9 protein-coding genes and 1 pseudogene are annotated in these 13,568 nt (G+C 67.9%); 3 read left to right on the top strand and 7 right to left on the bottom strand.

All coding sequences use genetic code 11. The features are described from left to right. Positions 1-15: 15 nt before the first annotated feature. Complete coding sequence (locus tag ACFYOH_RS36080; protein ID WP_388634718.1) at positions 16-1,194, top strand: hypothetical protein; 1,179 nt, start codon at positions 16-18, stop codon at positions 1,192-1,194. On the opposite strand, the gene asnB is transcribed toward ACFYOH_RS36080, so the two are convergent. Beyond that, positions 1,170-3,077 carry an asparagine synthase (glutamine-hydrolyzing) gene (asnB, locus tag ACFYOH_RS36075; RefSeq protein WP_388634716.1) on the bottom strand — a complete coding sequence of 636 codons (1,908 nt, stop codon included), beginning with the start codon at positions 3,075-3,077 and terminating at the stop codon, positions 1,170-1,172. The genes ACFYOH_RS36080 and asnB overlap by 25 nt on opposite strands. Continuing rightward, positions 3,077-5,365 (bottom strand): bi-domain-containing oxidoreductase, encoded by a 2,289-nt coding sequence (locus ACFYOH_RS36070; protein WP_388634714.1) that lies wholly within the window; start codon positions 5,363-5,365, stop codon positions 3,077-3,079. The genes asnB and ACFYOH_RS36070 overlap by 1 nt, the downstream gene beginning before the upstream one ends. A 262-nt stretch (positions 5,366-5,627) precedes the next feature. Here ACFYOH_RS36070 and wecB point away from each other — a divergent pair, with 262 nt between their 5' ends. Then, positions 5,628-6,956, top strand: a complete 1,329-nt coding sequence (gene wecB, locus ACFYOH_RS36065) for a non-hydrolyzing UDP-N-acetylglucosamine 2-epimerase (protein WP_388634712.1) — start codon at positions 5,628-5,630, stop codon at positions 6,954-6,956. On the opposite strand, the pseudogene wecC reads toward wecB, so the two are convergent. Together wecC and ACFYOH_RS36055 are read right to left on the bottom strand one after the other, a co-directional pair. Then, positions 6,858-8,036: pseudogene (wecC, locus tag ACFYOH_RS36060) on the bottom strand (UDP-N-acetyl-D-mannosamine dehydrogenase); the annotation flags it as partial. The gene wecB and the pseudogene wecC overlap by 99 nt on opposite strands. A 32-nt stretch (positions 8,037-8,068) precedes the next feature. Then, the gene (locus tag ACFYOH_RS36055) at positions 8,069-8,776 is read right to left on the bottom strand and encodes a class I SAM-dependent methyltransferase (protein WP_388634710.1); all 708 of its coding nucleotides are present in this window, start codon (positions 8,774-8,776) and stop codon (positions 8,069-8,071) included. 158 nt (positions 8,777-8,934) lie between these two features. On the opposite strand from ACFYOH_RS36055, the gene ACFYOH_RS36050 reads away from it, so the two are divergent. After that, positions 8,935-10,080 carry a glycosyltransferase family 4 protein gene (locus tag ACFYOH_RS36050; RefSeq protein WP_388634708.1) on the top strand — a complete coding sequence of 382 codons (1,146 nt, stop codon included), beginning with the start codon at positions 8,935-8,937 and terminating at the stop codon, positions 10,078-10,080. A gap of 18 nt (positions 10,081-10,098) precedes the next feature. On the opposite strand, the gene ACFYOH_RS36045 is transcribed toward ACFYOH_RS36050, so the two are convergent. Genes ACFYOH_RS36045 through ACFYOH_RS36035 form a run of 3 tightly spaced genes read right to left on the bottom strand, consistent with a single transcriptional unit; the run spans position 10,099 to position 13,428 of the window. Continuing rightward, the gene (locus ACFYOH_RS36045; protein ID WP_388634706.1) at positions 10,099-10,857 is read right to left on the bottom strand and encodes a glycosyltransferase; all 759 of its coding nucleotides are present in this window, start codon (positions 10,855-10,857) and stop codon (positions 10,099-10,101) included. Positions 10,858-10,874: 17 nt separating this feature from the next. Continuing rightward, positions 10,875-12,200, bottom strand: coding sequence for a hypothetical protein (locus tag ACFYOH_RS36040; RefSeq protein WP_388634704.1), 1,326 nt, complete (start codon positions 12,198-12,200; stop codon positions 10,875-10,877). Then, on the bottom strand, positions 12,193-13,428 hold the full coding sequence (locus tag ACFYOH_RS36035) for a lipopolysaccharide biosynthesis protein (protein ID WP_388634702.1): 1,236 nt from the start codon (positions 13,426-13,428) through the stop codon (positions 12,193-12,195). The genes ACFYOH_RS36040 and ACFYOH_RS36035 overlap by 8 nt, the downstream gene beginning before the upstream one ends. Between the last annotated feature and the right edge of the window lie 140 nt (positions 13,429-13,568).

Raw genomic sequence — 13,568 nt, 5'->3', positions numbered from 1 at the left:
GCCGGAGCCACAGACGTGCTCGCCCTGGCGGACAGGCTCTTCCGGTGGGCCGACGCCCGTGGCTGGGCGGGGCCCGACCCGTACGACGGGCTGACCGGCCCGCTGGGACGGCTGGCCGCGCACCGCGTGCTGCGGCAGGCGCTCCTGCAGACCGTCAAACGCAGCGGGATCGACCTGCGACCGGTCCTGGGCATTCGCCCCCTGCGCACCGCCACGGCCGCCGGAACCGCGGCCGGCGCCTGCGCACGGCTCTCCGCGTCCCCCGTGTGGCGGGAGCGCGCCCTCCGCCTGGGCCGATGGACGGCCACCGAGCAGATGTCCGGGCGCTACGCCGGGCTGTGGCGCTACGAGTTCGACGTGCAGACCCGTTGGGCGTACTACCCCGCCTCCGTCCCGAACCTGGTGGCCACGACCTTCTGCGCGGATGGCTGTCTCGACACCGGAACGCTGGGCGACGAGGCCGTGCGGTCGCTCGCCCGCGGACTGCTGACGCACCTGCACAACGGCGAGTTCTTCACCTACACACCGACCAGCGGCGCCCTCGTCCACAACGCCAACCTCATGGGTGCCGCACTCGCCGCCCGCCTGGCCCTCACCGGTGTCCTGCCCGGGGAACTTGCGGACCGGCTGGCCGATGGGGCCCGCGGAGCCGTCGAGGTGAGTCTGGACGGTCAGCGCCCCGACGGCTCGTGGCCGTACGGACGGGGTCCGCGACTGGACTGGGTGGACGGCTTCCACACCGGATACGTACTGCTTCGCCTCGAACGGACCGCTACGCTGCTCGGCCTGGATGTGCGGGTCCCTCTCGAACGGGGGGTGGACCACTACCTACGGAACCTGTTCGACGGCCCTCTTCCCCGCTACTTCGCGGGCAGTCGGACCAGACGGGACCCGAACAACGACGCCACGGCGGTGCGGATGGCGGCCTGGGCGGCCGAGCGCGGCTTCGTCCGGCCCGACTTCGCCCGCGCCGTGCTGACGGCCGTCGTGGGCCGCTACCCCGGCCTGGGCACCGACCCGTGGGCCAAGGGCTCCCAAAGGAACAGGGCTCTGTGGGAGTCGCCCCGGTGGAGCGCCGCTCCCCTTCTGGACGCGCTGACCGCCCTGCACGCCGTGCTGCCGGGCGGTCAGGAAGAAGTGCCAGGACCACCACACTCCGACCCGAGCAGTCAGCGGACAGGAGCCGTCTCGTAGCCCGACAGGACGTCTGCGGTCCGCCCCGGCCCTCCCACCGCGTTCCGCTCCCACCAAACGGCCGCGCAGAACAGCCCGAACACGGCAAGCCCCCGGTCACGCCTGCCCTGCACGTGTTCGGCGACGAGGCGGTCGGCGGTCCGCCGGTCGAAGACGTCGTCGAACAGCGGGGAGCGCCGGACCTCGGTCCACAGACGGCCGCCGTGCTCGCGCAGCAGCGACCGTACCGGCGCCCCGAACCCCGTCTTGGGGCGTCGGGCGACGAACTCCGGTACACCCGCCGCCACCGCGGCGGCGCGGAAGAGCGCCTTGCCGTCGCCCAGCCGCAGTTGTTCCTCCGCGACGGTGCCGAGGGCGGCAGCAACCACCGGTTCCCCCAGGAACGGCACCCTCAGTTCCACGCTCGCACGCATCGACGCACGGTCGCCGTACAGCAGGTTCAGCCCCGGCAGGAACAGCCGCCTGTCGCACTCCGCCAGCGCCGCGAGGGCGGTCCCGCCCGCGTCGAGCACGGCGCCCGCCACGGCGCGATGCCGCCCGGTGACCGCGTCCAGACCGACGAGCGGCGACAGCGCTGCCCACTCCCGCCCGGAGTAGTACGCCTGCGTCGCCCACGACCAGTCGCGGGGGCCGAGTTGGAGCAGTCGCCCGAACTTGTCCGCGCGGCCCCGGTAGCGCCGGGGGCCGGGGATGACGGTGGTGGCGCCGAGGGCGGGCCGCGCCCACGCGGGGAGCCGTTGCAGCAGCAGCACGGCCTGGTACCGCTCGTAACCGAGGAACAACTCCTCGACCCCGAGCCCCGACAGCAGCACGGTGGCCTCACCGCTTGCGGCGCGAGAGAGCTGCATGAGGGTGACGGCGGCCGGGTCGCCGAAGGGGACCTCCATGGTGGTGACCAGCTCCGGGATCAGGCGCAGTACGTCGACGTCCAGGTCGACCCACGTCAGCGGCAGACCCAGGCGCCGGGCCACCCGTGCGGCGTAGGGGGCGTCGTCCTCGAACGGCTCCGTGGTGGCCGCCGCGTTCCGCGGCCGGGCGGCGAGTGCGGGTCCGGCGAAGCCGTCCCTGATCATCTCCACGCCCAGCCAGCTGCTGTCCAGCCCTCCGCTCAGCAACAGTCCCACCGTCACGTCGGCACGCACCTGCCGGGCGACCGACTCGCGGACGGCGGTACCGATGTCCTCTGGGGGCGTAGCGGCACCAGCTCGCCACCACGGTGACGCCGGGTCACATCCCGTAGCCCGCCGCGACAGCACCGTCCCGATCGGCACGGCCCGCACTCGCTGCCAGCCGGTCCGCGGCGGCGGCGTCCACAGGAACATGGCTCCCTGCGCCACCGCGACCGGGTCGGCGTCGCCGGCCAGTCCGGCGGCCCGCAGTGGTTCGATCTCACTGGCGAGCGCGACTGTTCGGCCCATGGTGTCCACCGCCTCGTACAGCGGTTTGATGCCCAGTCGGTCACGCCCGTAGCGCAGTTCCCCGTCGGGCAGGAGGAGGGCGAAGGCGAACATGCCGTCCATCTGGTCGAGCAGCCGCGGTGCGTCCGGCTGCAGCAGCAGTTCGTAGAGGACTTCGGTGTCGCCCGCGGTCGTGAACCTCACGTGCCGCTTCCGCAGCACCTCGCGCAGGTGCGGAGCGTTGTAGATCTCGCCGTTGTAGACCAGCACGCCCCGCTCCGGGGAACCGAAGGGCTGGTCGCTCCTGGGGTCCAGGTCCACGATGGCCAGGCGGCGGAAGTGCAACTCCGCATGCCAGTTCCCCCCGTCGAGATCCAGGTGTCCGCTCGCGTCGGGGCCGCGGTGCGCGAGTGCCGTGCACAGGTCCGGGTGGGACGACGGCCGGTGCGGGGCGCTCCTGTTCAGCAGGACGACGAAGCCACACATCAGATCGCCGCCGTGGCCGCAGGGGAACCACCATCCGCCTGCCCGCCTGGTTTCGGTACCGCGGCTGCTGGGGCGGAAGGGGGCGTCGGCCACTCCAGTGCCCTGGCCAGGGCCGGTGTGGCGGGGGCGACCTCCATGACGCGGTCCTCCGTGAGCGAGCGGGCCGCACGTGACGCGACGAGGGAACTCCGCAGCGCCGATGCGAAGTCGGCGGTGGCAGTGGTCTCCTTGTCCAGGGGATCGTTGCGGACCAGGCGCACGAGGGCTCGCATCTCGGCCGCGTGCCCCTTCGGCGAGCCACGGTACTTCGTCGTGGCCGCCCTGCCACCTTTCCACACGGCAAGCGAGCCGAAGTCCTCGATCCTGGCCGCCATACCGTCGGTGGCCACTTCCAGGAGTTCCTTGGGGGCACCGGGCGGTGTCAGCCCCCCGTACACGATGGACGCGGCTGAGCCGTCGTCGTACGTGAGCTGGAGGGTGACGCTCTGCGCAACGGCCGGGTCCGTCGCGTCCACGCCGACGGCCTGCACCGCGACCGGCCTCCCGGAGACCAGGAAGCCTGCGGCATCGATGAAATGACACATTTCGCCGAGCAGCCGACCGCCCTGCCGAGGGTCGAAGTACCAGTGCTCGGCCGGAAGCCGGCCCGCGAAGACCCGGTAGACGATCTGGAGAGGTGCTCCCGCCGGAAGCGCGGCGCGCAGATCCCGCATTGCTGGGGCGAACCGCCGGTTGAACCCGGCCATCGCCGGGGCGCCGGAGGTCAGCCACGCGTCGGCCACGTCCTCCAGTTCGGCCTCCGTGAGGCCCAGGGGCTTCTCGCAGTACAGGGCGGCGCCGCCGCGCAGCACCTGCGCCGCGTAGCGGCCGTGGCTGTCGTGGCGGCTGAGGACCATCACGCAGTCCGCGTCGCCCGAGGCGAGGCCTGCCTCGGCGCTCTCCGCGACGGTACGGAAACCCCACCGCCGACCCTGGTGCGCGGCGGACAGCCCCCGTCCGCTGGCGACCCATGAGAACGCGACGCAGGGCTCCCGTTTCAGCTCGGGGAAGAGCGTTCTCGTCGCGAAGTTGCCCGCGCCGATCGCCGCGACCCGCAGCGTGCCCCGGGGCGCGGTCCACGTGCGGGAGCCCGCCGGCGAGGCCGGCTGGGGCGGGAGCTGCGCGGACCCGGGGTAGCGCAGGAGCAGGGCGACGCTGCGTCCGCCGGACGACGGCTTCAGCGCCTCGTAGGCCTCGGCCGCCTCCCCTACGGGGAAGACCCGCGGCTTGAGCTGGGCGAGGTCCAGCGCCCCCGTCGCCAGGAGCCGGAGCACCTCGGCGAGGTTGCGCCGTTCCGTCCACGGGACGTAGCCCTCCGGGTATGGGTGGCCGCGCTCTTCGAAGCGGTGGTCGTACCGCCCCGGGCCGTAGGACCGCGCATAACGGATCGACAGTTCCTTGTGGTAGTACGACGAACGTGGCGGTACGACGCCCACGTCGCCGACGACCACCACGGTGGCGCGGTCACGGGCAAGGTGGCCTGCGACCTCGACGGGGTCGGAGCTGGCGGTGGCGGCGGTGATGAGCACCGCGTCCGCGCCGGCCCCCGCCCAGCGCCGGGATACGACGTCGGGCAGACAGTCCGTCTCCCGCGCGAAGGCCGCGAGCCCCGCCGACTCGGCGAGTGCCACCATGGCAGGGTCGGGATCGATGCCCACCCCGTCGTACCCATAGGCGCGCAGCAGTTGGAGCGTGATCTGTCCGAGCAGGCCGAGGCCGATGACGGCGATCCGTGAGCCCGGGACCGCCTCGGCCTGGTGGATGCCCTGCAGCGCGATGGCGCCGACCGTGGCGAAGGCCGCCCACTGGGTGTCCACGTCCTCCGGCACGGGAACCACCAGGTTGCGGGGCACGGCGACGATCTCCGCGTGTGAGGCGTAGCGGGCCCCGGCGGCAGCGACCCGCATGCCCGGGCGGATGTCGTCGACGCCCTCACCCGTCCGCAGGACCGTGCCCGCGCAGGAGTATCCGAGCTGCACTGGGCGGTCCAGCCGGTCCTGGACCGTCCGGTAGGTGTCAGCGAATCCCGACCGCTTCACGCTGTCGATCACCTGTGCCACCTGCTCGGGCCGCTGCCGTGCCTTGCCGATCAGGCTCTGCGCGCCGGTCGAGACGGTGGCCCGTTCCGTGCCCGCGCTGATGAGCGACCATTCGTTGCGGATCAACACCGTCCCGGCGGCTGCTTCGGGGGCGGGAATTTCTCCCAGCGTGACGGCACCGGTACGCGGGGACAGAAGGACTGTTTTCATTTCCTGCCTTCACTGAAGGGAAGCGCGGGTCACGGCGCACTGTAGGGAGGGCGATGCGCCGGGACGTGCGCCTTTCCTGCGGAGCGGACCAGATGGACGAACATCTCCATGCACATGGGTGAACACGCTTCCGGTATGGCAGTAATTGTCCCGAAATACCGGTTCGCTGGTGGCCGGATAGCGCATATTCCGCTCCGGGAACTCGGCCACCGGTGCGGCCCGCCCCGGGTGCGGTCCGGCGCCGCTCAGAAGGAGACTTCGAGTGAATCGACTGATGGTCGTCTACGGAACAAGACCGGAGGCCATCAAAATGGCCCCCGTCATCGAGGCACTCAACCGGTCCCGGATGTTCCGGTCGACGGTGACGGTGACCGCCCAGCACCGCGGCCTGCTCGACCAGGTGCACGCGTTGTTCGGCATCCGCGCCGACCATGACCTGGACATCCTCAGCGAGCGTCAGTCCCTCACCGACATCACCATGCGCGTCCTCGACGGGCTGTGCCCCCTGCTGCGGCGCGAGCGCCCGGACGCGGTGCTGGTCCAGGGGGACACGACGACCGCGTTCGCCGGCGCTCTCGCCGCCTTCTACAACCAGGTCCCGGTGGTCCACCTGGAGGCGGGACTGCGCACCGACGACCGGTACTCCCCCTTCCCCGAGGAGATCAACCGCCGGCTGGCAACCCAGTTGGCGTCTCTCCATCTGGCACCTACCTGGCACGCCCGGGACAACCTGCTCCGGGACGGCGTCGCCCCGTCGTCCGTCGTGGTCACCGGGAACACGGTCGTCGACGCCCTGCACTGGGCGGTCGGGCAGAAGGCGCACTACGGGGACCCGGCACTGGCCGACCTCGACGACACCACCCGCCGGGTCCTGCTGGTGACGGCCCATCGCCGTGAGTCGTGGGGGAGCGGAATGGAGTCCATCGGCGGTGCACTCGCCGATCTGGCCCGTACCGAGCCCGACTTGCTCATCGTTTTCCCGCTGCACCCGAATCCGGTGGTGCGGGCGGCGATCCTGCCCCATGTGGAGGGCATCGGAAACGTACGACTGACGGAACCGCTCGCGTACGGCGCCTTCGCCCGGCTGATGGACCGGTCCCACCTGATCCTGACCGACAGCGGCGGCATCCAGGAGGAGGGACCGGGCCTGGGCAAGCCGGTGCTGGTCATGCGGGACACCACGGAGCGCCCGGAGGCCGTCAGGGCCGGCACGAGCCGCCTGGTGGGGACCGACCGCGAACACATCGTGAAGCAGGTGCGCGGGCTGCTGCACGACCGGGAGGCCTACGCCTCGATGGCGCGGGCCGTCAACCCGTACGGCGACGGGCGGGCCGCGGACCGTTCCGTACGGGCGATCGGGCACTGGATGGGACTGTGCGAGCGCCCCGCGGAGTTCGGCCGCGTGCCGGACTCCGCGGGCGGCTCCGCGTCAGCGCCAGAGGCCGCGGGTGTCGAACACGGCCTTGCCGCGCAGCGCGGTCCGCTTGACCACGCGGAAGGCGTCGTGGTCCACGAGCAGCACGACGACGTCCGCGTCCCGCACGGCGGTGGTGGTGTCGACGAGTTCGGCCACGCCCGTGTGTGCCAGTGACGGCGGCAGTTCCCTGATGTGGGGCTCCGCGATCAGCAGCCGGCCGACCTGGCGCTCGGCCAGTTGCGTGACGATGTGCAGGGCGGGACTCTCCCTCAGGTCGTCGATGTTCGCCTTGAAGGCCAGTCCGAGACACGCGATCACGGGGTCCTTGAACCTCTCGGCTGTCCGGACCACCTCGCCGAGTACGTAGTCGGGCCGGTCGTCGTTGACCTCGCGGGCGAGCCGGATGAGCCTCGACTGCCGGGGCGCGGATCCGACGATGAACCAGGGGTCCACGGCGATGCAGTGGCCACCGACGCCCGGCCCCGGACTCAGGATGTCGACCCGGGGGTGGCGGTTGGCCAGGGCGATGACGTCGCCGGCGTCGATGCCGAGGTGGTCACAGACCATGGACAGCTCGTTGGCGAAGGCGATGTTGACATCACGGAAGGCGTTCTCGCTGAGCTTGGCCATCTCCGCCGTCGTCGCGTCGGTGAGCAGGCACTCCCCCTTGGCGAACACCTCGTAGAGAGTCCGTGCCCGTTCGGCGCAGCCTTCTCCCACGCCCCCGATCACCCGGTCGTTCGTCACGATCTCGATCATGGTCCGCCCCGGCAGGACGCGTTCGGGGCAGTGCGCGACCCACACGTCGGGCGCGTCGCCGCCCTCGTGGGGGAACGTCAGGTCGGGGCGGTGCTTGCCCAGCAACCGGGACAGCTCCACGGTGGTGCCGGGGGGCGAGGTGGACTCGAGGATGACGAGGTCACCCGCTTTGAGGACCGCCGCCACCGACGCCGCGGCGCTGCGCACGTACGACAGGTCCGCCGTGCGGTCCTCCTCCAGCGGGGTGGGTACGGCGATGACGAAGGCGTCCGCGGGCTCGGGTGCGGCCGCGACGCGCAGCCGTCCCATGGCTACGGCGCCGCTGACGGCCACCGCCAGATCCGGTTCGACGAAGGGGGCGCGACCACTGTTGATGAGTTCGACGGTGACCGGGTTGACGTCAACGCCGATGACGTCGATCCCGTTCGTGGCGAGCGCGGCGGCGGTGGGCAGGCCGATGTAGCCGAGGCCGACGACGCAGACACTGGAGAACACCAGGAGAATTCCTTTCCGGAGGTGCGTACCCCTCAGGCCCCTTCGGGGATGGACTGGCAGACCAGAACCTGCCCCTCGGAAAAGGCCGGCCGCAGGTGGGCCGCGATGCGGGAAACAGCGTCGTAGGAGCGAGCCCTGGGGCTATTGCCGGAGTCGACGTGATAGAAGAACCACTGTTTCGGGCGCAGCCCGCAGTCAGAGACCAGGCGCGCCAGCGACGCGGGCGTGAAGACATAGACATGGTCCGGATGGATGATCTCCAGCCCCGCCAACGTGTTGATCATATTCTTGGCGGCCAAGCCGTTGGGAGTCGAGAGGATCAGCTCGACACCGTCGCCCGCTTCCCGCATCAGGGTCACAATGCCGCGCAGGAACGAGGCGGCGTCCCGCACGTGTTCGATGACATCACCGGCCAGTACGATTTCAGGCCTGAATTTCACCAGGTCGCCTCTGTCCTTCGGATCTGCGACATCGGCCACCGAGTATTCACCCCCCAGGCGGTCGCGCAGGAGCTCTACGCCGGCAAGGTCGACGTCCACACCATGCACTTCAGATGCCGCCCGCAAGAGCTTGGCGTGCAGAAGTGATCCTTTCTCCAGCCTCTCGGCGGTCAAAGGGGAATCCGCGCAGCCGACGTGGAGGACGCGACGTCCAGCACAGAGGTTCAGCAGCAGAGCATCCCGATCCCCCCACACCGGCGCGCTGACAAGCTGCTGGGAAAAGAACCCAGACTTCGACATGACACCTCTCCTCTTAACCCACCCACTCTTTATCAGGAGAGTATCCTTGATTCCTCGGAACGTTGAGGAATGACACACCGCGAGACCGCGGCACCGATGATACAGAAATCACAAATAATGATCTGGTCGGCGGTGCCTAGCCTTACCTGGAGAGAGAAATGCCTCGTCGCCGAATCGCCATTGTGCAGCCGTACATTTCACAATACCGCACCGCATTCTTTCAGCGCCTTGCCATGGATCTCTCAGATCGCGGAGTAGAACTCGTGGTGGCCCATGGGGATGCCCACGGCGATCAAGCAGTACGCGCCGACACCGCATCCCTGGAAACCGCCGTTCACTTGCGACAGCGGACATTCCGAATCGGCTCCCGAACTCTGGTCCACCGCGATCTCGGTGAGCTGGCGAGGAATTGTGACGCATTGGTACTGGAACAGGCGCTCCACAATGTGGAGCTCTATACGACGCTACTTAATCCCCGACGCACGCCGGCCATTGCTCTATGGGGGCACACGTACACACACCTGAGAACCGCAGGCTGGGCCCGGAAGGTCGCGACGGGCGCACTCACCCGTCGTGCCCACTGGTTTTTTGCATTCACCCAGGCAGGAGCGGATCACGAAGTATCCCAGGGGTTCCCGGCCGAGCGCATCACGATGGTGTATCACTCCATCGACACCTCGGCGCTGAGGGAAGCACGGACAAGGGTCGCGGAAGATCGCCTGCAAGCGTTCCGGGAACGCCATCGCCTCGTCCCCGGCCGTACTGCTGTTTATCTCGGTGGGCTCGACACGATCAAACGCACTGGTTTTCTTCTCGCGGCGGCGGCTTCGGTCGCCCGGCGACTGCCGGGATTTCGACTGTTGGTGGCGGGCGACGGCACAGAGCGACACCTGGTTGAGCAGGCCGATGCTCGGGGGGCGGAAACAGTGTACCTGGGCAACGTGTTCGATGACGAGAGGCGGGCGCTGCTCGGGCAGGCAGCTGATCTGATGCTGGCGCCGGGAGCCGTAGGACTGTGCGCGGTCGTGTCATTCGCTTTGCAGACTCCCGTAGTGACCGTTCCTCGGCCCGACCACGGTCCGGAGTTCGAGTATCTGGAAAACAGGCGAAACTGTTTGATCGCACCGGACGACGTGGAATCCTTTGCCCAGACGGTAGCGGATGCACTCTGCGATCCCACCCTGTTGGCACGTCTGAAGAAGGGATGCGAGGCCGACGCCGGCTATTACACCTTGGAGCGGTTCAGCACCAGTTTCGCGGATGGTGTCGTGCACATGCTCGAGATGGAGGGACGCTGCCCCTGAAAATGGCGTTACCGGGGCTCACCGACCCGCGACCTTCGCCGCCGCGCGGTGGAGAACGTCGGTTGCCGGCCGCCAGACCGGTCTCGTCCGGCGTAGCCAGTCCGGCATCTGCCGACTGAGCGCGAGTTCGGCTTCGCTCCGTGACTCGGAGTGCCTACGGACCGTCAATGAATCGGGGTGATAGCGGATTTCACCGAGGACCGAGGCGACATAGCGCAGCCCTCCGAAGGCCGCGAGCCTTCGATGGAAATCGACATCGAAGGCAAGACGAAAGCTGTTGTCCAGTCCTCCGATTGCCTCCACCGCGGTACGTCGGTAAAGGCAACCGGGCTGATACACCATGTTGTACCCCAAGCGCAACATCAGTGAACCCACCCGTCCAGGGCGCATCATTTTGAAGGCTTTTCCATCGCCATCGATGTAGCGCACCTGACCGTATGCCATCGCGGCGTCGGGTCGGCGCTCAAGGGCACGTAGCGCTTGGGTGATCGACCCCGGGGTCAGCCGATCGTCGTCGCCCAGCCAACCCATGACGTCCACGCCGTCACCGAAGTATTTCCAGCCCGTCATGACTGCATCCACAATGCCGGAGCCGCTCTGCGGGAGCACAGTGGTGCGGGGAGAAGTGGTTTGCCCCACCGCAGTCAGCGCAGCGGGAGACGACACGACAACCAGGCGAAGCCTGCTATATGCCTGCTCGGTCAGCGAATTCAGACACTCCATCAGCAGTTCGGGACGATCGCCGAGCGTGGGTACCACCATTCCGACGCGCATCATCTTGGCCTCCTGGCTTGTCACGGCATACGGGATTCGCGGGCCCGACCAGAAGTCCCACGAAAAATCAGGGCGGCCGCCGCAGCGGTGCCGAGATAGAGACCCTCGAGCCTCATCCATGGAGAGAAAACGAGGTCCCAGCCCAGTTGCGCAAAAAGGAATGCGAAGAGCAGAGCATACGGCCCGGATCCATTTTTGATCGCAATGACGAGGGACAGCAGAACAAGCAGCACGGGAAGCAGAACTCCAGGAAGCACCGCGATGCCGTTCTCCGCCCAGAGTTGAAACAGAATCGAGTGGAGGAAAAGCCCTCTGCCGAAATAGTAGTTCTCTCGACGCTCGTTGAAATCGACATCGCCGGCCCGCAGTTTCCCCAGAAAATCACTCCGGGTCTCGCGGCTCACCTGAGGTGTCAGTCCCCTGCCGATGAACGGGGACTCCTTGATGATTACATAGGACGCCAGGATTTCCGGACGGGCCCCCACCAGTACCCCGCCCTCCACCTCGCTCTGGCCCTCCCATCTGTACTGCTGCTCCGCCCCTAGAGCTCCCTCGGAGGCCAGGTAGCCATAAAGGGTCGGGACAGAGCTGGCAAACAGGATCAAGCCGACCGGGATGAAGAAGGCTCTTTTCCAACTGAGCCTTGCTTCACGACGCCCGGCGAGCACTGCCACGGCACCCGCCGAGCAAACGATCATAAACTCCGAGCGGAACCCCAAAAAGAGGCTGACAAGGGCCACCGCGATCACCACGACGGCTGCACTGACACGCATCCGCCGGGAAAGTAGCGCGGATGCGACAAGAATAGCCGCCAGGCTGACCACCGGCCCGTATCCGTACTTCCATGCGTCGATACTCGGATTACTCCGGAAGAAAATCGCGATATTGCATGTCAGTCCCGCAACGAATGACACGACGTACACGCGAACAACAGCCGGCCGACCCTGGAGGGCCCACATCCCACCGCAGAAACTCACAAGAACGGCAAGCGGACGGGACAGGACCAGGGCCGTGTCATGAATCGAGTCGTCCACCACAACTTCGGTCAGGGCGGCCCCGAGCAGCCACACAAGCAAGAGGAGAAGGTTCCAACGCGCCATCTTCCAACGCCATGCAGTGGCGAGGACCACAGGCGTGATCATCAGTACGACAACGTGCCCGATGGTGAGACCCGACTGCGTATAAGGTCCCCATGCATTGCCCAGGCCGACAGCCGCAGTCACAACCAGACGGCCGCCCTGTCCCCGCGACGAGCGCGCTGGCTGCGGCTGCCTGACGGGCAGCTCTTGCACAATGATGCGGCTTTTCCCCGTGCTTGTCCGGGAGGACATCTTCGTGTCAAGCATGGGACATGGACCTCCGGAGGTTGGGGAGGAAGAGACAGGTCATGACGGCGACGACCGATCCGATGACGGGTCCGCTCGCACCGAGATGACGCGCCAGGACGATCGAGAGGGCTAGGTTCACCAACGCCATCACTCCGGCTCTTTGCGCTTGGTACTTCAGACCGGCGGCGTCGGTCAGCCACATGCTGGCCGGATAGGAAGCGGACTGGACCAACAGCAGGGCCGCGAAGGCAGCCATGAGTCCCGTCCCGACTTCAACCTTTCCGTGCAACATCCAGGAAGCGACCGCCGGACCGAAGAAGATCAGCCCCGCGCCGAGGATCGCGCCTCCGACCGCGAAGTACAGGGTCAGGCGCGCAACATGACGTGCGTGCGGCCGACCCGAGGTGCCGCGTTGCCGGGCGAAGATGGTCCACAGGGGCAGACCGGTGGCGCTGGCCAGAGCTACAGCGGGTGCGAACAGACGCGCACCGGCCGAGTACGCGGCGACGGCATCGGAATCGGCGGTATGGACGAGGACCAGCCGATCGGTCGAATAGGCCACGGCCAAAGCGGCGTTGATGACGGCCATGGGCCCGGCGAGGTGCCAGATGCGTGTGGGAGTGTGCCGGGTGTCGAGGCTTCCCAGAACCATCCCGAGCAGCGGCAGACCGAGAATGCGCCCGGCCCACAGCAGGCAGGCTGCGCCCACCAGACACTGCGCGGCGAAGCCCGACACGATGAAGGCCGCGGACGGCGCGTGCACGGCCCCCGACACCACGATGAACCCCAAGGTGAGGACACTGCCCAGCATTTGGAACAGCAGGGCGGTATGGGTTCGGTTCATCGCGATCAACACGGAATTTCCCAGGTTCAGCGGCAGGCTGCACCCGAAGAGCGTGAAGGCGACGGCGACCGAAACCTCACCAGATCGCTGTGCCCCAGAATTGAGCACGGTGCTCCACACGCCAAAACACGCAGGAACGATACCGACAAGGGCACTCAGGATGCCCGCGCAACTGAGCAGGCGCGCACTTGTGATAATCGTTCCGTGCAGGTCCCGATGGTCGTCGGCACTTCTCTTTCCCATCGCTTCCACAATGGCCGCACCGGTACCGAGATCATTGAGCGGCAACAGCAGCGGAAGCGTTGTGACGAGCGCGAAGAAGGCGAAGCCGGTCGGACCCAGGGCATCAACCACGATCCGTGTCGCAACAAGGGTGGAAACCGCGGTAACGGGAAGACTCACGGCTTTGACCCCGAGTGAACGTCCGGCGGCCCGCAGATGGGGGGCGAGGACGCTTTGCTGAGGTTCGATCCGCTCCTGTGCCGACTGTGCTCGCTGCGGTGGAGGTCCTGTCCGAAAAGGCGACCGGACCGATACTTCTT

Origin of the sequence: Streptomyces sp. NPDC007856, assembly GCF_042868225.1 — a bacterium.
In the GTDB taxonomy this organism is placed as follows: domain Bacteria; phylum Actinomycetota; class Actinomycetes; order Streptomycetales; family Streptomycetaceae; genus Streptomyces.
Note: the sequence above shows the minus strand (reverse complement) of the source record. Positions and strands in the feature narration are given on the sequence as shown.

Coding starts and splice junctions, on each gene's coding strand:
- ACFYOH_RS36070 (WP_388634714.1), bottom strand. CDS start 5,365: ATGAAAACAGTCCTTCTGTCCCCGCGTACCGGTGCCGTCACGCTGGGA.
- ACFYOH_RS36040 (WP_388634704.1), bottom strand. CDS start 12,200: ATGCTTGACACGAAGATGTCCTCCCGGACAAGCACGGGGAAAAGCCGC.
- asnB (WP_388634716.1), bottom strand. CDS start 3,077: ATGTGTGGCTTCGTCGTCCTGCTGAACAGGAGCGCCCCGCACCGGCCG.
- ACFYOH_RS36050 (WP_388634708.1), top strand. CDS start 8,935: ATGCCTCGTCGCCGAATCGCCATTGTGCAGCCGTACATTTCACAATAC.
- ACFYOH_RS36055 (WP_388634710.1), bottom strand. CDS start 8,776: ATGTCGAAGTCTGGGTTCTTTTCCCAGCAGCTTGTCAGCGCGCCGGTG.
- ACFYOH_RS36045 (WP_388634706.1), bottom strand. CDS start 10,857: ATGATGCGCGTCGGAATGGTGGTACCCACGCTCGGCGATCGTCCCGAA.